General features: G+C 55.2%; 16 protein-coding genes and 2 pseudogenes. 9 read left to right on the top strand and 9 right to left on the bottom strand.

Going from position 1 to position 19,575, the window contains the following annotated elements; all coding sequences use genetic code 11:
• Positions 1-144 precede the first annotated feature (144 nt).
• Positions 145-1,313 (top strand): IS3 family transposase gene (locus VF716_RS12565; protein ID WP_440552728.1). Its coding sequence is split into 2 segments (ribosomal slippage): positions 145-382 and positions 382-1,313, totalling 1,170 coding nucleotides; the frame shifts between segments, so codons are not numbered across the junction.
• On the opposite strand, the gene VF716_RS12560 is transcribed toward VF716_RS12565, so the two are convergent.
• On the bottom strand, positions 1,205-2,926 hold the full coding sequence (locus VF716_RS12560; RefSeq protein WP_020307703.1) for a potassium/proton antiporter: 1,722 nt from the start codon (positions 2,924-2,926) through the stop codon (positions 1,205-1,207). The genes VF716_RS12565 and VF716_RS12560 overlap by 109 nt on opposite strands.
• Positions 2,927-3,126: 200 nt before the next feature.
• On the opposite strand from VF716_RS12560, the gene VF716_RS12555 reads away from it, so the two are divergent.
• From VF716_RS12555 to VF716_RS12545, 3 genes and pseudogenes are all read left to right on the top strand, one after another.
• Entirely contained in the window at positions 3,127-3,618 is a 492-nt protein-coding gene (locus tag VF716_RS12555; protein WP_011914444.1) for a phosphatidylglycerophosphatase A family protein, read from the top strand.
• 224 nt (positions 3,619-3,842) lie between these two features.
• Complete coding sequence (locus VF716_RS12550; RefSeq protein ID WP_440552727.1) at positions 3,843-5,720, top strand: pyruvate kinase; 1,878 nt, start codon at positions 3,843-3,845, stop codon at positions 5,718-5,720.
• A gap of 571 nt (positions 5,721-6,291) precedes the next feature.
• Positions 6,292-6,911, top strand: a pseudogene (locus VF716_RS12545) (tyrosine-type recombinase/integrase).
• A 192-nt stretch (positions 6,912-7,103) separates the two neighbouring features.
• On the opposite strand, the gene VF716_RS12540 reads toward VF716_RS12545, so the two are convergent.
• The 3 genes from VF716_RS12540 to VF716_RS12530 all read right to left on the bottom strand — a co-directional run bounded on the left by VF716_RS12540 (position 7,104) and on the right by VF716_RS12530 (position 9,722).
• Complete coding sequence (locus tag VF716_RS12540) at positions 7,104-7,688, bottom strand: hypothetical protein (RefSeq protein ID WP_256045788.1); 585 nt, start codon at positions 7,686-7,688, stop codon at positions 7,104-7,106.
• Between the two features lie 185 nt (positions 7,689-7,873).
• Positions 7,874-8,767: a nucleotidyltransferase domain-containing protein gene (locus VF716_RS12535; protein ID WP_440552726.1), complete on the bottom strand. Its 894-nt coding sequence runs from the start codon at positions 8,765-8,767 to the stop codon at positions 7,874-7,876.
• 13 nt (positions 8,768-8,780) lie between these two features.
• Complete coding sequence (locus VF716_RS12530; RefSeq protein WP_256045790.1) at positions 8,781-9,722, bottom strand: patatin-like phospholipase family protein; 942 nt, start codon at positions 9,720-9,722, stop codon at positions 8,781-8,783.
• Positions 9,723-10,009: 287 nt separating this feature from the next.
• Between VF716_RS12530 and VF716_RS12525 the strand changes: the two genes are divergently transcribed.
• Entirely contained in the window at positions 10,010-11,263 is a 1,254-nt protein-coding gene (locus VF716_RS12525) for a hypothetical protein (protein WP_256045791.1), read from the top strand.
• A gap of 247 nt (positions 11,264-11,510) precedes the next feature.
• Positions 11,511-12,755, top strand: a complete 1,245-nt coding sequence (locus VF716_RS12520) for a helicase/relaxase domain-containing protein (protein ID WP_079328581.1) — start codon at positions 11,511-11,513, stop codon at positions 12,753-12,755.
• A gap of 40 nt (positions 12,756-12,795) precedes the next feature.
• Here the strand turns inward: VF716_RS12520 and VF716_RS12515 are convergent, their stop codons facing one another.
• Positions 12,796-13,659 (bottom strand): DUF6685 family protein, encoded by an 864-nt coding sequence (locus tag VF716_RS12515; protein ID WP_020307701.1) that lies wholly within the window; start codon positions 13,657-13,659, stop codon positions 12,796-12,798.
• A 243-nt stretch (positions 13,660-13,902) separates the two neighbouring features.
• Here VF716_RS12515 and VF716_RS12510 point away from each other — a divergent pair, with 243 nt between their 5' ends.
• Both VF716_RS12510 and VF716_RS12505 read left to right on the top strand, forming a co-directional pair.
• The gene (locus VF716_RS12510) at positions 13,903-14,559 is read left to right on the top strand and encodes an SOS response-associated peptidase family protein (RefSeq protein ID WP_011914452.1); all 657 of its coding nucleotides are present in this window, start codon (positions 13,903-13,905) and stop codon (positions 14,557-14,559) included.
• 55 nt (positions 14,560-14,614) lie between these two features.
• The gene (locus VF716_RS12505) at positions 14,615-15,247 is read left to right on the top strand and encodes an HAD family hydrolase (RefSeq protein WP_011914453.1); all 633 of its coding nucleotides are present in this window, start codon (positions 14,615-14,617) and stop codon (positions 15,245-15,247) included.
• An 86-nt stretch (positions 15,248-15,333) separates the two neighbouring features.
• Here VF716_RS12505 and VF716_RS12500 read toward each other — a convergent pair whose 3' ends face one another.
• Positions 15,334-16,224 (bottom strand): cation transporter, encoded by an 891-nt coding sequence (locus VF716_RS12500; RefSeq protein WP_011914454.1) that lies wholly within the window; start codon positions 16,222-16,224, stop codon positions 15,334-15,336.
• Between the two features lie 92 nt (positions 16,225-16,316).
• Here VF716_RS12500 and cadR point away from each other — a divergent pair.
• Positions 16,317-16,703, top strand: a pseudogene (gene cadR, locus VF716_RS12495) (Cd(II)/Pb(II)-responsive transcriptional regulator); the annotation flags it as partial.
• Positions 16,704-16,745: 42 nt separating this feature from the next.
• Here cadR and VF716_RS12490 read toward each other — a convergent pair.
• The 3 genes from VF716_RS12490 to VF716_RS12480 form a co-directional block, all read right to left on the bottom strand.
• The gene (locus VF716_RS12490; protein ID WP_019405735.1) at positions 16,746-17,063 is read right to left on the bottom strand and encodes a co-regulatory protein PtrA N-terminal domain-containing protein; all 318 of its coding nucleotides are present in this window, start codon (positions 17,061-17,063) and stop codon (positions 16,746-16,748) included.
• A gap of 240 nt (positions 17,064-17,303) precedes the next feature.
• Entirely contained in the window at positions 17,304-18,677 is a 1,374-nt protein-coding gene (locus VF716_RS12485; protein ID WP_014597623.1) for a heavy metal sensor histidine kinase, read from the bottom strand.
• Positions 18,674-19,348: a heavy metal response regulator transcription factor gene (locus VF716_RS12480; protein WP_013982153.1), complete on the bottom strand. Its 675-nt coding sequence runs from the start codon at positions 19,346-19,348 to the stop codon at positions 18,674-18,676. Before VF716_RS12480 ends, VF716_RS12485 begins: the two co-directional genes overlap by 4 nt.
• Positions 19,349-19,575 lie beyond the last annotated feature (227 nt).

Below are 19,575 nucleotides of genomic sequence, written 5' to 3'. Positions count from 1 at the left end.
TCGGCACTGGACTAAACTTTCCGTTTTTGCAGACAAATCGAGATGCCCAATGGAGACCGCTAAGATTCAAGCATTCGCAAACTGAATCGCCCCTGGTTTCGTAGACACCTCCAAGCCTCATAATGAGGCCCATCAGGAGGTGCCATGAGCAACCAGCGTTACCCCGAAGAATTCAAGATCGAAGCGGTCAAGCAAGTCACCGAGCGCGGTTTGCGCGTTGCCGATGTGGCGGAGCGTCTAGGCGTGTCCGCGCACAGCCTGTACGCCTGGGTAAAGCGCTACAGCAAGCCCCAAGCACAGCGGCAGCAGGTAGATGATCAACAGGCCGAGCTGCGTCGCTTGCGCGCGGAACTCAAGCGGGTGACCGAAGAGCGAGACATCCTAAAAAAGGCCGCCGCGTACTTTGCCAAGGAGTCCGGCTGAAGTACGCCGTCATCAGCAAGCTGTCGGTGGAGTACCCGGTACGGCGTCTCTGCCAGACCCTCCAGGTACATCCCAGCGGTTACTACGCCTGGCTGGCCGAGCCGAAATCCGCACGCGAGAAGGAAGATCAGCGCCTGCTCGGATTGATCAAGCATGCCTGGCTGGAAAGCGGCGGGGTCTACGGCTACCGCAAGATCCACGACGACCTGCGTGAGCTGGGCGAGTCCTGTGGCCGGCACCGCGTGGCTCGCCTGATGCGGGTGGAGGGGCTGCGTTCGCAGACCGGTTATCGTCGGCGCCCCGGCTATTACGGCGGTAAGCCGACGGTGGCTTCGCCCAACCGCCTGGAGCGGCAGTTCAAGGTCAGCGAGCCGAACAAGGTCTGGGTCACCGACATCACCTACATCCGCACCTATGAGGGCTGGTTGTACTTGGCGGTGGTGCTGGATCTGTTTTCGCGCCAGGTGATCGGCTGGTCGATGAAACCACGGATGTGCAGCGACCTGGCCATCGATGCGTTGTTGATGGCGGTCTGGCGGCGCAAGCCCAGGCAGGAGGTGATGATCCACTCCGACCAGGGCAGCCAGTTCAGCAGCTCGGACTGGCAGAGCTTCCTAAAGGCCAACAACCTAATCAGCAGCATGAGTCGACGCGGTAACTGTCACGACAACGCGGTCGCGGAAAGCTTTTTCCAGTTGCTGAAGCAGGAGCGCATCCGACGGAAAACCTACGGCACTCGCGAAGAAGCCCGCAGTGATGTGTTCGATTACATCGAGATGTTCTATAACCCCAAGCGCCGCACCGCCTCGATTCCAACCGTCGTGATGCGCCCTTGCAGTTGCTCGCGAACGATTAGCCGCACTGATCCGGCCATCAATTCGTCCCCCTGACGAGCGCTGCCATCGAGTGCCTCCTTTATCAACTGATCCAGGGGTTGCCCCTTTTCCGCTGCCAGGTCGATACCGTAGGAATTCCACACATCTTCAACCTTGGTGCTGCCCTTGAGCCGGAGTTCAAGGTTTGGCAGATCGGTTCTTGACGCTTCTACCGCCTGGGAAAAAACGCAGTCAACGAAAGGCTGATTGTTTGGCTTGAGGACGACAAACAGATGATCACCGGCTTCAAGCCTGGTCGACCCTCGAGGCGGTATGACGGCCGACCCTCGCGTGATCATCGCCACGACTACGCCTTCGGGCAACGCCATCTGCGAGAGCAAACGGCCGGCGGCTCTCGCATCGTTACCGAGCGTGTATTCGACGATTTCCGCGTCGACATCGTGCAGTGACGAGATTTCGAGAGTCGCGGCGGGCGTCGCTGGTGGCTTCTCCGTCAGCCCCAGCTTGCGCGCGACGAGCGGGAGCGTAGAGCCCTGCACCGTCGCCGATAGCAGAACTACGAAGAACACAACATTGAAGATCAGGGGCGCATTAGGCAGTCCGAAAAGCAACGGGAAGATTGCCAGGATGATCGGCACCGAACCACGTAGGCCTACCCAGGAAACGAGTGCCGTCTCCCTGAGATTGAAGCCAAAAAGCGCAAGCATTGGTGCGACGGCCAGCGGCCTGGCCAGCAACACCAGGACCAGTGCAATCACCAACCCCTCGACCCACACATCGAGCAGCGAAACCGGATCGACGAGCAGGCCGAGGACTACGAACATGGTGATCTGGCTAAGCCATGCCAGGCCATCCATGAACAGGAAGGTGCTGCGCTGGAAAACGAATTTCTGGTTTCCGATCATCACGCCAGCGACGAAGATCGCCAGAAATCCGCTGCCGCCCAGATTCGCGGATACTCCATAGGCGAGCAATCCGCCGGCCGCAACAAGCACCGGATACAAGCCGGTCGCGACCAGTTTTATCCTGCTCAGCAACCTGAGTATCGACCATCCGACACCAAGCCCGACCAGCGCACCTATCCCCATCTGCATCAAAAACATCTGAAGCAGACCCCAGCCAAGCGGCATGCTGTTAACCAGCACCTCCAACAAGCCCACCGTCAGAAAGATGGCCATGGGGTCGTTGGACGCGCTTTCAATCTCCAGCACCGACTTGAGCCGCTGATTGATGTGAATTCCGGCGTTTCGCAAGAGAGAAAATACGGCTGCAGCATCGGTCGAGCCGATGATCGCACCCAGCAACATGCCTTCCAGAACTGGAAGCTCAAGCATCCAGGCAGCTGCGAGCCCCGCGATTGCGGCCGTTGCGAGTACCCCAACTGTTGCCAGCAGAGACGCTGGCTTCCAAACCTTCCTTATGGACGAAACGGGCGTTTGCAGGCCGCCGTCAAAAAGGATAAGCGCCAAAGCCAGGGTGCCGAGGGCATGCGCGGCAACGGCATTATCAAAAACGATCCCGCCGATACCGTTCTCACCTGCAAGCATGCCGGTGATCAGGAACAACACGAGCACCGGCAGCCCCAGACGGGCCGACAGTTTGCTGGAGAGCACACCGAACAGGATCAGTACTGCTGCCAGCAGCAATAGCTTGTCAATTGCAAACACCGAAGGTCCTTAATTATCTATGCACCGCATTTCTCGCGAGCAGACGCAACGTCGTGATAAGCCGGCGAGCCGACCACACCGCCGGATCAGGTCAGTTGTAGCTCAGGAGTAAAAAGCGCTCATTTTGAGCGATGTTCGATACCTAGCGGTCGAATCGATTTCATGCCAGATGTTGCGAGGCCTTTCTCGCGCAATGCCAAATGGTCACCCTAGAGGTTCGACAATTGATCTTTGAGCAAGTCGTTTTATTGATTGCCACTGGTTTCGGGCTGGGGTCTTTACCCTGGGTGCCTGGAACCTTCGGATCACTGCTGGGGATACCACTGGCGTGGTGGCTCTGGGGGCAGGCGCTGACAAGGCAACTGCTGGTCATCACCGCGCTGCTGGCGGTCGGCGTTCCGCTGTGTCACTGGGCCTCGCGTTGGCTTGGAGGCGGTGATGCCGCGCAGATCGTTGCCGACGAGTACTTCGCCTTTCCACTGGTTTTTTTGGGAGTGGCCACAACCCATCGATGGTGGCTACTAGGTGCGGGATTCGCACTGTATAGGCTTTTCGATATCACCAAACCGCCCCCCATTGATTTCGTCGAAACCATTGGTGGTGGCTTGGGTATCGTTTTTGATGACGTGCTGGCCGCGCTATTGGCTTGGCTCGTTCTGCGTGGGACACAAGCAGTTTGGAGACGCCCGTAGCTCCAGCTCAAAGTCACCCCTACCGACAGTGATTCTAGGCCCAGTCACTCCGCTGCTGTCTGAAACGTTGCATAGGCCAAGATGCTCTCGGCTACAGGTCGACACCTCGTGTGCTGCTTTCTAGGACGACCCACTGGTCGGCTGTCATGAAACAGGTCCAACCTGCATCAGGTCAGTGTATACCGGTAGCGGCCGGTCGGGCCGCAGGCTCTCTGGAGATTTCGATGTCGAAAAAGGCACTGACCCCGCCCTCTGCGGCCTTGCATTTCAATCCATTACGCGTGCAACTCGAACGGCTACGTAACGAGATGACGAGCGACGCCTGCCTGGCATCGCTGAAAAATATCCAGGTTCATGAGTGCTACAGGCAAAGCGCCGAGAACCTGCTGCAGTACCTATGTCTTCGTCGCCATGACCTGCGCGAGTTACAAGCGCAGCTTGCCGAGATCGGTTTGTCGTCCTTGGGCCGCGCCGAGGCGGCAATACTCGCAGCTGTGACATCGGTGATGGGCGTGTTGCAGCGGCTCGAAGAGCCGAATACCCAAGAGCCCAAGGCCCCTGAGCGTGGTCTCCACGAGGGTGAGCGTCTATTGGCGGCTCACGCCGACGCGCTGTTTGGAAAGGCCCGTGGCACGCGCTCGATTCGAATCATGGTCACCCTCCCCTCTGAAGCGGCGCACAACCGCGACCTCATCGAAGCGTTGATCAAGGAAGGCATGGATTGCGCGCGCATCAACTGCGCACACGATGACCCAGACAGCTGGCGTGCGATGATCGAGCATGTTCGTGCAGCGGAGAAAGCGCTTGGGCGCGAATGCAAGGTAGCGCTCGATCTCGCTGGGCCCAAGTTACGCACAGGCCCTATCGCAACGGCGCCAGGTGTAAAAAAGGTACGGCCCACGCGTGATTGCTATGGGCAAGTCATCAGCCCCGCCCACGTTCGTATTACCTGGGCGACGGCAGCCATAAACGAGTCCGATACCGACCCATGCTTGATGGTTACAAGCGATAAAGCGCTGGCAGTCCGTGCTGGCGATACGCTTAGGTTACGCGATGCGCGCGGCTCGAAACGAAAGATGAAGGTCATCGCGTCTGATGAGGAGGGGTGCCTGGCGGAGCTGAAGAAAACGGCCTACTTCACAGACGGCAGGCAGATCAAACAGCGTCGGGCAGGCAAGACACTGGGACGAATGCGCGTTACTGGCTTGCCGCCGCGCGAGCAGCATTTGACCCTGCGGGTTGGCGACCTGTTGGCGCTGACCGCTGACGACCAACCTATCGATCCACCGAGCAACGACAATGCCGAGACCGCAAGGATAGGCTGCACACTACCGCACGTATTGGCGGCGGTCGCAGCGGGCGACCCTGTTTGGTTCGACGATGGCACAATTGGGGCGCGGGTGGAGAAAGCGTCTGCCGATGCGCTGATCTTGCGCATTACCCAAATCGCACATGCAAGCGGCCGCGCCAAGCTGGCAAGTGACAAGGGCATCAACTTCCCAGACAACGCCCTCCCAGTCCGAGCACCGACCGAGGACGATATTGAAACACTGGCGTTTGCGGCGAAACACGCCGATATCGTTCAGATGTCGTTCGCAAACAGCGCCGAAGACGTGATTGAATTGATTGATCATTTGGAACGACTGGACGCGACGCACCTTGGAGTAGTGTTGAAAATCGAGACCCGTGCCGGATTCGAAAACCTGCCCAAGATGCTGCTCGCCGGCATGCGATTGCCACGATTTGGCGTCATGATCGCCCGGGGCGACCTGGCCGTAGAGACCGGTTTCGAACGTTTGGCCGAAATTCAGGAAGAGATGCTGTGCCTGTGTGAGGCAGCCCATGTACCAGTGATATGGGCAACCCAGGTTCTTGAAAGCCTGGCTAAGAAGGGAGCGCCGGCGCGCTCAGAAATTACCGATGCAGCCATGAGCGTTCGTGCTGAGTGCGTAATGCTCAACAAGGGGCCATACATTCTTAAGGCGGTGACAACCCTCAATGACGTGCTGCGCCGCATGCGGGAGCATCGCGCGAAGAAACGGGACTTACTTCGCTCGTTGCAAGTGGCTGGGCGGCAGGATGCAACCGGGGCGCTAAGCTGAAGGCTGCTGAAGGAAGGTGTCGCGGTCACTGGCAATGGTGTTCAGCAGTGCTTTTCTTCGAGTTATCACCCGTCTGCCACTCGTATCTGCAGGCCCCATCCCACCCATATGGACGGGATTTGACAGCACTTGGCTCGCCGATACTCGACAGCAACCTGCGGGCTCGTCCGGCTTTTTGGTTACGCCGCATGCGCGACCGGACCCGGTTCTCCCACCTGCGTTTTGGACTTCGCAGAGCGTGGAGACGCATCGAGCAAAAGTTGGAAGAGCGGCGTTCGAGGGTAGCCGACTGAGAGGTATGAGCGTGGCTGTGGAAGGAGCACCAGCCGGGCGAGCCGATTGACGCTGGCTTGCTTCGCTTCGAGCGTGCGGGCCCCGTCGCGACCCAGGAGACACTTATCTTTGACGCACTAAACCACAGCGCATCGCGACACTCGCTGGTTGTCGCCCCCCTGCTTTGTAGGCGCCCCCAAATCTCAAAGTAAAACCTTGTTGAATGTCCGGTTCTGGCCGGTTAGCGACCACTTCTCAGGCTAGCCATGCTTGTCCTCCCACATGTGGAGGACTTGCCATGAACATCACTGCTACCTGCACCCGCCGGCCCTGGAACAAAGGAAAGTTGGTCGGACAGAAAACCCCGCTCCGGCTGAGAGATATCTGGCCATCCGAGTAAGGCTTCAGCTTGCAGAACGAACCCGGGATCTGGCTTTGTTCGATCTGGCCATCGACAGCAAGCTTCGAGCCTGCGACTTAACCAAGCTCCGTGTATGCGACGTTGCTCATGGCGAGCATGTGTCATCACGAGCAATGGTTATGCAGCAGAAAACGAAGCGACCAGTGCAGTTCGAAATTACTGAGCAAACACGGTCTGCTCTCGCGGCCTGGATACACCAAGCCCAGCTCCGTAGCCAGGACTGCCTTTTCCCGAGCAGGCTGCACACCTCAGACCATCTATCCACTCGTCAATACGCTCGTATCGTCAAAGGCTGGGTGCAAGCCATTGGCCTTGATCCGGCCATGTATGGCACTCACACAATGAGACGTACAAAGGCATCACTGATCTATCGCAGGACAAAGAACTTGCGGGCCGTTCAACTTCTGCTTGGCCATACGAAGCTGGAGAGCACCGTTCGATATCTTGGGATTGAGGTCGACGACGCCTTGGAAATGGCAGAGCAGACCGAGGTTTGACCATGTATAGCGACGGTCGAAGTCAGGCCGTCGCTAACCGGCCAAAAACAGCCCTTCATGACAGACAGCTTAAATGCGGAGACTAACGTTCGACATGAGCGGCAGCTGGAAGCCCTTGGTCTAAGGGCGCGGATGCTGACCTGCCACATCGGTCTGCCGAGCTAACCTCGGTCCAGTAATTTTTGTCGCCGGTCAGAGCGCTGAGATAATCGCGGAAGTCAGCGTGGCGATGCTTGCCACGTGAGGCAATGCCTTCAGCAAGGTCGATACGACCGTCTTGCTGGGCTTCGACGACGCAAGCTGAACCTCAACTGCATCGACGATTTCCAGCGCCTCCTGCTTTTGCTGAGCGTCGGTCAGGCTCTGTATGGCTTGGCGTAGTCCATCGATGTATTCACGTAGGTCAGCACCGATGTTCACTGTGTTCGTCGATTGGTCGACCGAGTGGTTATTGATACGGGCGTTATGGCCGGTGATGTTGTAGGTAATACTTTCAACGCGCTGCTTGGCCTCCGGAAGGCCGAGCTTACGGACCGACATCTGATAGTGCGCCTTGATCCCGTGAAAGGCTTCATGAAAGCCGGGATCAATTACTTCGAAAGTCTCAACAGCACCATTGGACATACGCCGCTCGATCAGGTCCCTGGGTTCAATGAGTACATTCGAACGATCCACGAAAATATTGTCGCGCTGTACGCTCGCTTTCAGCCCTTCAAGCACGTCACCGTTCTGTTTTCGCACGATGATGTCGTCCGTCATGAAGTCCTCAAAAGACATCGCTTGCTCCTTGCCGTGATGAAAGAGAATCCACTGTGCAGCAATCGTCAGCGCAAACTCAAGATGGCATCGATAAAAAGTCTCGCATCGCGCTGGGCTAGAGCTGGACTGTGATTAGGCTTTACCGTGGATAGTGCAAAAGTAAACCCTCACTGTGGCGGGTCAGAGCAATATTCACTGGTGCGTTACCAGTTGTTCCAGAGCCTGACTACCGCATCTATGAAGGCATCGCACTGGGCCTGCGGCCAGCACGTGTGATATCCATCACGTAATAAGTAATACTGCTCGTTGGCGCATAGAAGCTCATTTTTATTCGCCTCCTGGCGATACCAGTTCACAACGTTGACCACACAATCCGCACAGCTCGTCGTGAACCTGTCGGTCGGTACGTTGTACAGTAGACCTTCGAGATAGTACGAGGGGGCAGTACCGGCCTCGATCAAGCCTTCGTTGACCATTCTACTGCGCATTTTTTTGAACACGCGTGCCATAGGTTTCAGCCACCCGGACGTGGCTTGGTGCTTGGACGTCAGGTTCGCGGAGTGCTGTTTCGGGTAGTTTGCTATTTGTTCACCATCAGTGTTGAAGAAGCAGATCCCTTCAACGTACGCGGAGTCAGTTGTCGACCTAAATTTCGAGTACCGCCGGAACTGAATGGCCGCAATTACATCGGACTTCCGTCGCGACCCGTTGGCGTCGATGGTGATGGCTTTGCCGCCGGCATTGACCGCCTCCCCATACTGAGCTTGCAGCACGGAAAGTACATCTCGCTTGAAGTCGACATGCGTATAGGTCGCAGATTTGAAAGCATGCTTATGTGTTTCTTTCTCATCCTCAGACAACCAATCGGTATCGCTGAAAAAACAATCATCGAGTTTAATGATGATGTCCACGTCACTCTCGGCATAGATATTCGTATCGTTACCATAAGAGCCTTGGAGAAAAACTTTGAAGTTCTTATCGGCATAAGGCGTCGTAGAGGCTTCCAGCACGTCCTTGACCGAGTTGTAGGTGCTGCTCGACTGGGTGACTGATCCTTGGTGGGACCATGTTTCGAGCTGAGACTCTGGTATTGGCATCCGTTCCCTCTCCCTAAATCAAATACTCGCGGAGTTGCTGTTCTCGTGAGGCAAATGACTCGCGGCCACGTTGAAACAGAATCCCCAGCTTATTGAGGTCGTGCTCCAGAAGATCAGTGGCCATTTCCGGAGTGGTATAGGAGTCACTAATCCTGACGGTCGGCACGTCATGGAAAAGAACCTGGCGCAATTGATCCATCGACTGGGTGTTGATTTCCAGGGTCTTTTGCAGCAACTGCACGCTGACAAGGTACTTCTTCGCCAGCCACATCTTCAGCCCCGGCTTCGGCTCCGGGTAGATGCCTACACCGATACTCACTACCCGGATGTTCTGACGCTCGTGCTTGAGGGCCTGGACGGCATCTGCGATTGCGTACAGCGTTGGATTGTTCGCGCAGTAGCCGCCATCGAGCAGTTCGATGTCCTCACCACTCGATGTTCTAACGGTAGTGCGCTCGAAGAATGGGTAGGCAGAACATGAGGCCTTGACTGCATCCGCGATGCTGACGCCGAAACCAGGGACGAAGGTGCTCTTTCGTCCGTGTGCCTGCGAGACACTACCCTTGAAGATCATTGGGCGCTCAGTCATCCACTTGGCTGTGACGATCCCGACCCCAGTCTTGACGTGGCTGAACGTGGCATCGCCGAAGATTTCGCCGGCCAACTTCTTCAATGCCGCCGATTTGGCCGCAGCCGATTTTTGCGACATCACTGTCGGTACATGTTGTCGATACATGTCCAGAATGGAGTCGATGCTGTGGCCGAGTGCGATTAGCGCTGCAATGATGGCGCCCGTGCTCGTGCCGAATACTAAATCGAACTTCTTGTGCAGCGGCCCCCCTACCATGGCCTCGATTTCTTTTAGTACCCCTAAGGTATAGAACCCCTTAGCGCCACCGCCATCTAGCGACAAAATCCGAAGGGGAGTGGATGCTGCCTGTTCTGCTTCTAGCATTTCAAAATTCTTCCATTGGACTGGCTTAGATTGCACACCCTATGCCTGAATCTGTGGGATACCCGTGAAGCATGCGCCATTAGCCTGATACAATTCAACATCATGGTAGGCATCAGAATATAAATTTCTTTCAGGGTTGGATAGATAGACCAAATAACCGTACTATGGAATTTGCAACCATGGTAAAACTCAATAATCTATGCGTGTATTTTTGAGTAGTGCCAGCCTAGCCTTAATCCTATCGCCATTTGAACCTTGACTTCTAAAAGCTAGAGAGGCAATCAATCATGGATGAGCCGCTACTCCGAGAAATCGCTGAGCGTTATTTATTACCATTTTTTTCCGGCGCTAGACTCGAGCTACAAGCAGAAAAATCAAGTGCAAGCGAAAAAACCGTTGCCTTTGTAATCAATCAACAAACTATTGGATTTAAGGTTAATAAGCATGACGGATATCGCCTCCACATCAGGCGAGATCAAAGCTTTTCGGCTGCGACCAGTCCAGCTGGTGAATTTAATCTCATTCAGGCGTTCATTGACTGCCTCAGCAGCATGGAAAGCATACTAACGCAGGACCTCAAAGATGAGTTTCTCTCGACGTTTCAGAGGCGAGTAATTGCAAAAGCAATTGCGCCTGAAGGAAAATACAAAACTATCTTATCGGCGATAGACCAAATATCGCTTTGGGCGTCGAGGCTGTATGAGGGTGCTCCTATCTGCAGTGCTATTGGTATTTCACCAGATGCCGAGAACCCCTCCAGTCTTACATTGCAGAACATTGGAAGTGGTGACTTCGGCGCCGTACTCTCCAATGGAATTGATACCCTTCTTGAGTTCAACCAAGATTTAGAGTTCGTTAAGCATCACGTGCTTGATCTTCCTTCAACCACCGAAAAGGTCTCTCCTTGGAGACACCGAGCCATTGCCGAATGGACAAATGGTGCTGTCGGCAGAATTGCATTGGTGTTAAATCGCCTAGGTGAAATCCTAATATTTATTCATGGGCAGTTGCTATTCGCAAGAAGAAGTGGAACTTGGCATTTTCTAACTCATGATCCTGTTGTCAGCCAGATGTCAGTCCCCAAGAATCCAAATGTTCGCCAGGCGATCTATGAGACCTTATTGGATGCATCGTTTGCCCGCACAGGTGCGTGCATAGGGGTTGTACGTCATCGAGCTAGTCAGAGTTGGACTGAGTTAGTAAATATAACTGATAGGCTTGATCCGGCCGCCTCAGATAAGGCTGCCACCATCAAAAGAATTATTGGTGGCCGACTATTCCACGAACTCCCGCGGGCGTTAAGGCAGGAGTTGGTCGCGATTGATGGGTCAACCGTTATGGACCATACCGGAAAAATTCTCGCTGTTGGTGCAATACTGAGGCTACCTGGAGGCAGCACTAGTGGCGGCAGAACAGCAGCAGCAATCGAGCTCGGGAAATTAGGCCTGGGGGTCAAGGTCTCTCAAGATGGCGGAATTACTGGTTACCTTCATGCCAAAGACAAAGACAACTCCAATATCCCCGCTTTCCGCACGATGTGAATTGCCGCGGTCTTCGTAGATGCTTTGAACACCCGCTTCTGGCCGATTGCCGCCGGTGACGACTGGCAGCTACCGGGCCAGAGCGGCGTTTCGGTTCACGTGCTTCAGCACGGCGCCGGCTCTTCGAGCAGGCTCGCTGAGCACTCTTAAACCCCGCAGCGCTGCTTCACCAATGAATGCCCTCTCTCTGCCGCTCACGAATCAACGCACACACGAATTCCGCGTATGCGTTCTATGGGTACATTGATTGAATGGTATCGGATGGATCTCATCCAATCCAGAGCTCTGGGGTGCTTTGCTGTACGTACTGGCTGGCCAGTTTGAGCACGCTGGGGTTCTTGGGGACATCGTTGTAAGGTCTGACCAGGCGTCGGTCGCCCATGAGCTTGGCGGCAATCCAGACAGAGCTGTGGCAGCACCGCGTAACACTCTTCAGCGTCAGCTCCTCGATGGGCTGCGCTACCTGGTGAAGAACGAGCTCAAGTTGAATCAGCCAGACGCTTCCGATGGCTGGATCACGGCCGATGCGATCTGGCTGGTCAGCAAGACCGTTTCGGATCGGCTGCGTGCTCACCTCCTCAGCCAAGGGATTGAGGGTGTTCCGGACCGCAACTCCACTCTCTTCAATGTCTTTCAGGATAACGGCCTGATTGTTGCGAATCCTGCTGGCAAAGCTATTTGGGATGCCGAAATCCTGAGCCCTACGGGATGGAAGAACGCATTCACGTTCTTGAGAGTTTCACCTTCACTCATATGGGCAGCTGGCGAAGACCGCCCGGAGCCTTTTGGCGGCTCGGTGCAAGTCCTCAACGAAGAAGCAGCCCCTGCCGCAGCTTCCGAAGCGCAGGAGGAAAAGCCCAGCCTTACTGCCGGGGGCGGCGATGCCGTTGCGGCAGAGCCTCAAGGGGACGAACCCGCAAGTGACCATGGACCGCAACCCGATGAGGTAGATGATACGGACTACCTTCTGGATCTGATGGATATGCGTGACGCGCCGACCAATTCGGTACCCGCCCCGGCGATGCCGGCGGCGTCCGAGGTCGAAGCTCAGTCAGACACTGCCGCGACCGCTACCATCGCTGGCCCGATCGGCGACACGCTAGGTCACCTTTTCATGCACTGGCTAAAAGTGGGTGTAGGAACCCACAAGATCATTATCAATGATGCAAAAGCCAAGGTTCACACCGTCAACGGCACGGCTTTTCTGGTGACTCCTGAAATATTCAGAAGGTATGCCCAAGAGCATCCGACCCTCTTCTCAGCGAGGGCTGGCGAAGGACAGCCATGGCTGCAGGTCCAAAAGTCGTTCGAAAAGCTGAAGCTTCACGTTAAGAAGAGCAACGGACATAACATCTGGACGTGCGAAGTCTTTGGACCTCGTAAAACGAAAACACTGAAGGGTTATATGCTCAAAAAACCCGGCGACGTATTCACAACTGAGATGCTGGATAATCCCAATCTCAAACTTTGTGAGAGTCAGGATGATCACTAGCTATCATTGGATAGTTGCGCTGAGGTCTGGACTACCCTAATTATGGCGGATTGACTTTGTTGATGACCGCTTGTGACTGGGCAGCTAGGCCAGCCAAGTAAGCGCCTAGGTCCTGGAAATTGTTTTCCTTGAGAATCCTCGCAACCATGGCAGAGCGCTTCTCCTTTAGCGGTAAAAAAATTGCGCAACGCTGGTGGTTGTGCGGGCGGGGCAATGTCTTCCAATAATACGTTGCCTTGAAGCGAGCCATAGCTTCGTTGAACCCCAACCAAGCATCAGGCTCATGCGACAACACGAACATGCCGTATTCACGCCTGAGTTCTGTTATAGCCTGCTCACATAACCCGTAGATCTTATAGGTTCCGGTCAGCTCAACCGGCTGTTCAAGCCGCGCCGCGATGTACTTGGCAGCTGCGAAGTGATGCGAACCGCCGGAGTTCATCAGAAAGACGCGTCCGTCCCAAGCCCAAGTGGCGAAATAATCGTGATCGACGTGGCTGATGATCCGAATTTCATCCCAGGCCAGATTCTTCGCCAGCTTCGCCGGAGATATCTCGTCGATCATCTCGGGTGAGTTCCTTACCACCATGTCATCCATGGTGGCGAACTCCTTGAGTTCGGATTTCGACGCGGAGAAGCCATCTACCTGTTGGATATCGCACCGCCACCGTTGGATCTGCATCTCGCTGCCAACGCGCAATAGTGGGGCGCATTCGATGCTAGTCGAGCCATACCGACCATAGGTGCGGCAGTGGGTCCATCCATTCAGCTTGTCGCGATATATCCCGCGCTCATAAATAAGAGATCCGAAGTCGTGCCACCTAACAACCGCTCCTGCGCCAATACCTTTTGCTGTTTCCTGGATGGGCGAATTAAGTTTGACTGGGCTCTTAATCAGCTTCATGAGCGTTGCAGGATACCCACAGTCCTCACGCACTGAGTCCCATAGAAATGTTCCTGCTCTGCGCCAGAAAGGGAGGGGCTGATCTATCGACATGCATTCACCATCGTCGGAGGCAGGCGTTCAGTATAAGGATGTACTCAGTAAGCGGGGTGCCGCGAGAGATTGTCCTAATCATAGATCCCACTCGCCAAGGCGTTGCGGGCCGCAACACCGAGCAGCACAGTGACGAATGAGAGGTGTGTTATGTGCAGTCGTTACGAAGCCCCTACCCCAGAGCGTCTCCAAGAAGAGTTTGGTGTCGAGTTCGACGCTCAGGAGAAGCTCGAATTGTGGCCAGGTTATGCCGGGCCGTTCCTGCGCAAGCCTCGCAATGTCGACCCGTACGATGACGCCGTGTTGCCATTTGAAGCTGAGGTGGGAGTGTTTGGGCTCCTGCCCTTCTGGGCCGACAAAAAGCTGGCACGGTCCACCTACAACGCCCGTTCTGAGACGGCCTCGGTCAAGCGGTCATTCAGGGAGGCATGGAAGAAGGCACAGCACTGCATCATCCCTGCGGTGGCGATCTATGAGCCCGACTGGCGAACAGGCAAGGCTATTCCTACTCGAATTTCCCGTGCCGATGGGCGGCTGCTAGGGATAGCGGGCCTATGGGAGGTAGAACGGCAACCTTTTTTGGGTCTGATGAGCGGATTGACCAACTACACCATGGCTGACGAGCTTCGCGTAAAGCAGGCACTCGACATTGCTGTCGCGACCGGTGATCTGCTGGCGGTCGACAAGAACGGCAAAACAAGGCGTCGAAAAGGCACAAGCATCAAGTCGACAGATATCCTGATAGCGCCCCCGCAAAGACCCATCTTCTTCGTGCCACCTCTGAAGAAATCCAGTTCAGAAAACTGAGGGGCGGCATCGCTCTTCGGGTGGTCGGTTCGCCTCCAACGGTAGTGGTACTGGCATGATACAAGCAGTAGTTTTCGATGTGTTTGGCACGCTTCTCCAGATAGATGAGCGTCGCCATCCTTTCCGCCAACTGATGCAGCACCTGCGGCTTCAGGGCAGAACACCAAGGCCGGATGACGCACGGACTCTGATGACTCGAAATCTGGGTTTGGCTGGAGCTGCCGATTATTTCGGTGCGCAGTTGAGCAACTCTGAGTTAGCTAGCCTTGAAAGCGACCTTTTCACCGAGCTGGCCAGCGTTCGCCTTTTCGATGATGCGTTGGAGTCGCTAAATCAGCTAAAGAACGCCGGCCTGAAGCTCGCGTTGTGCTCCAATCTCGCAGCCCCATATGCGATTCCAGCCAAACTGTTACTGCCGTCGTTCGATGTTTACGGATGGAGCTTTGAGGTTGGGGCAATAAAGCCTGAGCCTGCAATCTATCGTCAGATGATCGAACAGCTTGGCTGCGAAGCCTCCGCCATCGCAATGATCGGTGACACGTTGCAAGCCGATATGCTTGGTCCAATTGGGCAAGGCATGCGGGGCTACCACCTACAGCGTGAAGGAAAAGCCGATCAGTGCGGCTTCGTCTCGCTGATGGACTTTGCAGCCCACGTTCTGCAATACCCACCATCCGTTAATGGCTAAAGCTGCGTCGCCAGTTCTAGCTGTCGCCGCTAGACCCGGATGGCTTACAGGCATGACGACACCCTTTTTCTGTAACGGGAGCTCCTTCAGCTCTTGAGCGCCAGAATACGCCGAGCGCCGTTGAGAACGATGAATCCCACAACAGTACCGATAATCAGGTCTGGGTAGTTGGATCCACTCCAAGCGACGAGCGCTCCGGCGACTATGACGCCCACGTTGATGACCACATCATTGGCGGAAAATATCCAGCTCGCTTTCATGTGGGCCCCGCCTTCCCTGTGTTTGGAAATCAGCAGCAAACAACCCATGTTGGCGAGCAATGCCAGGAATGCGACGGCCATCATTATCAGCGACTCGGGCTCGCTGCCGAATACAAAGCGTCTAAATACCTCTACGAGCACGCCGAGAGCCAAAATCAGCTGGAGCACACCAGCAAGGTGTGCAGCACGCACCTGCAGGCTGACGCTACGCCCCACCGCATAAAGGGCTAGGCCGTACACTGCCGCGTCAGCGAACATGTCGAGCGAGTCGGCAATCAGACCCGCGGACCTGGCGACCAGACCAGCAGTCATCTCTACCACGAACATGAAGGCGTTGATGCCTAACAGTAAACGTAGGGAGCGGGACTCCTGTGTAGATTCCGCCGAATTCTCGACGGCTTTAATCATCTCCGGGTCTGCAGTGACGGTTTTCTGAAGTGTGGCGCCTAGCCCTAACGCCGCCAGCTTTGTAGTTATGGGCTCAACGGCCCCGTCATGCATGACGTCTAATCGACGGTCCGATAAATCAAAAGTCAGTTTCCGAATTCCGTCCAAACTATTCAGCGCCAAGCGGATCATTCGCTCTTCTGATGGACAATCCATCTTGGGCACGGCGTAAACACTGACCCATTGCCCCGTCGTATCGGAATGATTTTGCACACCGGCATCGGCGGCTGGTGTCGCATCGCAGCCGCAGGGACCATCGGACTTGCTCATGATACGGCTCCACTTGAAATCGAAGATGGGGTCATTAAAAGCCCTATAGCTACTACAAGGTCAATAATGCAGAGCCGATAAGGATTCACACGATGCGCATTGGTCAATTAGCAAGGCTAATAGGGATTGATACACAGACGATCCGCTTCTATGAGCAGCAGGGCTTGCTGCCACCGCCTGATCGCCAGGCGAACGGCTATCGTGTCTACACCGAGAAGCATGGCGAGCGGCTAGCCTTCATCCGGAGCTGCCGAATCCTGAATCTGTCACTTCCAGAGATTCACGCACTCCAACGCTACCAGGATGACCCTCGCCAGCCTTGTACGGCCGTTAATGCCTTGCTCGATGAACACATTTCTCAAGTCAAGTCGCAGATAACCGCTCTGCAGTCACTCGAACGACAACTCGTATCACTGCGGGCTAATTGCAGTGATGGGCGGGAAGTTGAGGCTTGTGGAATTCTCGCTGGCATTAGCGAGGACGCGTGCATTAAATTAATGGCGTTGGGGCTTACTGGCCTGTTAGCCGTTGTTTATACCAACCGGGGCGCTCAAAAACTCAACCGTATGGATCTTCCCATCAGGGGTCTTAACCTTCATCTCGTACGTTTGAACTTTGCCGTTAGTTCTATAACTCTGAATCATTCCGGTCGTACCGGTCGTCCCTGCAGGTGCTATGCTCAGCACTTTACCTTCTTTAACAAGTATTTTAAGGGTGGGATTTGTTACTGACGCACTCTCAAGGCGCTGCATTGTTAGTTCCCCTCCGTCTTCAGCCATAGCGAGCGAAGAAGCAGCGGCCAGAAAGAACGGCAGGATTACTTTAGCAGGGCGGTTCATTTGTTACCCTCTTGGGTTAGTAGATACCTTTAGATTAAAGGGTTGACCCTTACCAGAAGATGTTCTTCGCATTACAAAGCAGTAATTAACCATCGCTTTCTGCCGATTCGGCTCTGTTTTAAACTCATCGTTTTTGTAGACCATCCCACGCTCGATTAGGCCATGCATGCATTACATGCATGCATTAAATGTATGGCGTTGGTCTGATGGGGAGTGGGTACCAAGCCGTATCACTTTGAATCAGGCGTGCCGAGGAAAGGTGAGTTCGAATGTGGTCCGACCGTCTTTGCTGGCGACGGCCACGTGGCCTTTGTGGAGGTTCATCACTGAACGGACAATAGCTAGCCCCAATCCTGCCCCACGAGGTTGTATGCCGTTAACGCGGTAAAAGCGGTCGAACAGGTGCGGGAGATGATCCGATTCGATAGTCGCGCCATGATTGGTGACAGCCAGCGAGACGATGTCTATGTCCTTCTCAAGTATCTTAATTTCGACCGTGCTGCCAGTATTCGAATGCCGCAACGCGTTGGATAGCAGGTTGGAAATGGCCCGTTGGACCATAAGCCGATTTCCTAGAACTATGGCATCGCCCGTTACCGTCGTTGCGACTCCGGCTTCTTCGGCGAGGACTTCGAGGTATTCACAGACGCGATTCGCCTCACTTCCCAGGGATAGTTGTTCGAGTTTCAGTGCTGGGCTGGCGTGGCTGGCCTGGGCGAGAAACAGCATGTCTGACACGATTCGATCCATGCGTTCGAGCTCTTCGACCGACGATTCGAGCACTTCCCTATATTGCTCCTTGCTTCGCTCACGCACCAATGTCACCTGCGCCTTGCCTATCAGGTTATTTAGGGGAGTCTTCAACTCATGGGCCACATCGTCCGAGAATTGTGACAGTTGCTGAACTCCGTCATCGAGTCGATGAAGCATTACGTTGAGGCTGTGCGCCAATTCCTGAAGCTCTAGTGGAAGCTGATCGCTGCGGATTCGGGGTGACAGATCCTGCGTCGATACCTTTGTCGCCAAGGCCCGAAACTTGCGAAGCGGTCGCAAACCGTTGTTAGCAACTAGCCATCCAGCCAACCCGATCAACATCAGCAGCATCGGCACAGTCACTAAGGCCGAGCGCAGGAATGCAGCCACTAGCAGTTGATCGGCACTGCGATCTTGCGTAAGTAAAAGCGTCATTGGAGCCAGTCCCGGGACCTGTATTTGCTTGCGCCCGGTTAGCATCTGCACGCCGTCTTCCGTGGTCCAGCCTAGGTATTCACCGTCTCTGTTCACAAGATCCATCTGCTGCGGCGCATGGGCGAACCGGCCGATACTAAAAATGGGGGATTTGGCTCTATCGCCGATGACGGTAATCGAAAGGTTGTCATGGCCGAGTACCGTATCGCTCAGTGCGTGTTGCCAGGAGCGGCCCATACGGGCTTTGGTGTCTTCTAGGAGTCCATGATCGATCTGCGAGAGCTTGGCCGTCACTTCCTCCTGGGCGCGCAGTTCCAGTTGGCGCACAAGTACCCAGTAGCTCAGTGCAATCAACAGCGCGACCAAGACGGCGCCGGTCAATGTGATTTGAAGCGCGAGACGCGATGCGAGGCTGAGTGGCTTCAAGGCCGCGCCTCCAGCACGTAGCCGACACCGCGAATGGTGTGTATCAGGCGATCGCCAAAGGGTTCGTCCACCTTCATCCGTAGGCGACGGATTGCAACATCCACCACATTGGTATCGCAGTCGAAGTTGATGTCCCACACCAGGGCGGTTATTTCGGTACGCGTGAGAACCTCGCCAGTCCGGCGCATGAGCAGATGCAGTAGCGCAAATTCTTTGCTGGTGAGATCAATACGCTGACCGCTCCTGTAGGCCCGATGCCGGCCCGGGTCGAGTTCGAGGTCGGCTACACGCAGATTGCTCGGGAGTGCGACCGCCTCGCCTCGCCGCAACAATGTTCGGATACGAGCGAGCAGCTCGGGGAACTGGAACGGCTTGACCATATAGTCGTCGGCGCCCGACTCCAGGCCGCGGACCTTTTGCTCTAAGCGGCCATTGGCCGTCAGCATGATGACGCGTGTCTGCTTACGTCGCCTGATGAGTTCGAGCACCTCCCACCCGTCCATGGTTGGCAGATTCACGTCTAGCAGCACGATGTCATAGTCGTTCTGCAGTGCCAGGTGGAATCCATCGAGCCCATCACTTACGCAATCGACCGTGTAACCACACTCGATGAGACCCTGCTGCAGGTATTCCGCAGCTTTAATCTCGTCTTCTACAACCAGAATGCGCATGTTTTCAGATGACTCAGCAATGAGGTGCGCGGTAAGCGGAACCAAAAAATTATTCATGTAGCAACTAGGCCAAGACTAACGCGGCTTGCCCAGCATGGAAGGCAGGCCGTAAAGATCAGCCTAGGGAAGCGGGAAGCACTTTAACGCGGTAAAAGTCCTGCGGGGCTGTCTTGCAAATTTGTAATCTACCTGTCATTTGGTTGGCCCGCAGCGCAAGGAGGTGCACT

The sequence above is a fragment of the Stutzerimonas sp. Brlt_14 genome, from assembly GCF_051948915.1.
Classification (GTDB): domain Bacteria; phylum Pseudomonadota; class Gammaproteobacteria; order Pseudomonadales; family Pseudomonadaceae; genus Stutzerimonas; species Stutzerimonas stutzeri.
This window is presented reverse-complemented; position numbering and strand designations above follow the sequence as displayed.

Coding starts and splice junctions, on each gene's coding strand:
- VF716_RS12555 (WP_011914444.1), top strand. CDS start 3,127: ATGGTCACCCTAGAGGTTCGACAATTGATCTTTGAGCAAGTCGTTTTA.
- VF716_RS12550 (WP_440552727.1), top strand. CDS start 3,843: ATGTCGAAAAAGGCACTGACCCCGCCCTCTGCGGCCTTGCATTTCAAT.
- VF716_RS12540 (WP_256045788.1), bottom strand. CDS start 7,688: ATGTCTTTTGAGGACTTCATGACGGACGACATCATCGTGCGAAAACAG.
- VF716_RS12535 (WP_440552726.1), bottom strand. CDS start 8,767: ATGCCAATACCAGAGTCTCAGCTCGAAACATGGTCCCACCAAGGATCA.
- VF716_RS12530 (WP_256045790.1), bottom strand. CDS start 9,722: ATGCTAGAAGCAGAACAGGCAGCATCCACTCCCCTTCGGATTTTGTCG.
- VF716_RS12525 (WP_256045791.1), top strand. CDS start 10,010: ATGGATGAGCCGCTACTCCGAGAAATCGCTGAGCGTTATTTATTACCA.
- VF716_RS12515 (WP_020307701.1), bottom strand. CDS start 13,659: ATGAAGCTGATTAAGAGCCCAGTCAAACTTAATTCGCCCATCCAGGAA.
- VF716_RS12510 (WP_011914452.1), top strand. CDS start 13,903: ATGTGCAGTCGTTACGAAGCCCCTACCCCAGAGCGTCTCCAAGAAGAG.
- VF716_RS12505 (WP_011914453.1), top strand. CDS start 14,615: ATGATACAAGCAGTAGTTTTCGATGTGTTTGGCACGCTTCTCCAGATA.
- VF716_RS12500 (WP_011914454.1), bottom strand. CDS start 16,224: ATGAGCAAGTCCGATGGTCCCTGCGGCTGCGATGCGACACCAGCCGCC.
- VF716_RS12490 (WP_019405735.1), bottom strand. CDS start 17,063: ATGAACCGCCCTGCTAAAGTAATCCTGCCGTTCTTTCTGGCCGCTGCT.
- VF716_RS12480 (WP_013982153.1), bottom strand. CDS start 19,348: ATGCGCATTCTGGTTGTAGAAGACGAGATTAAAGCTGCGGAATACCTG.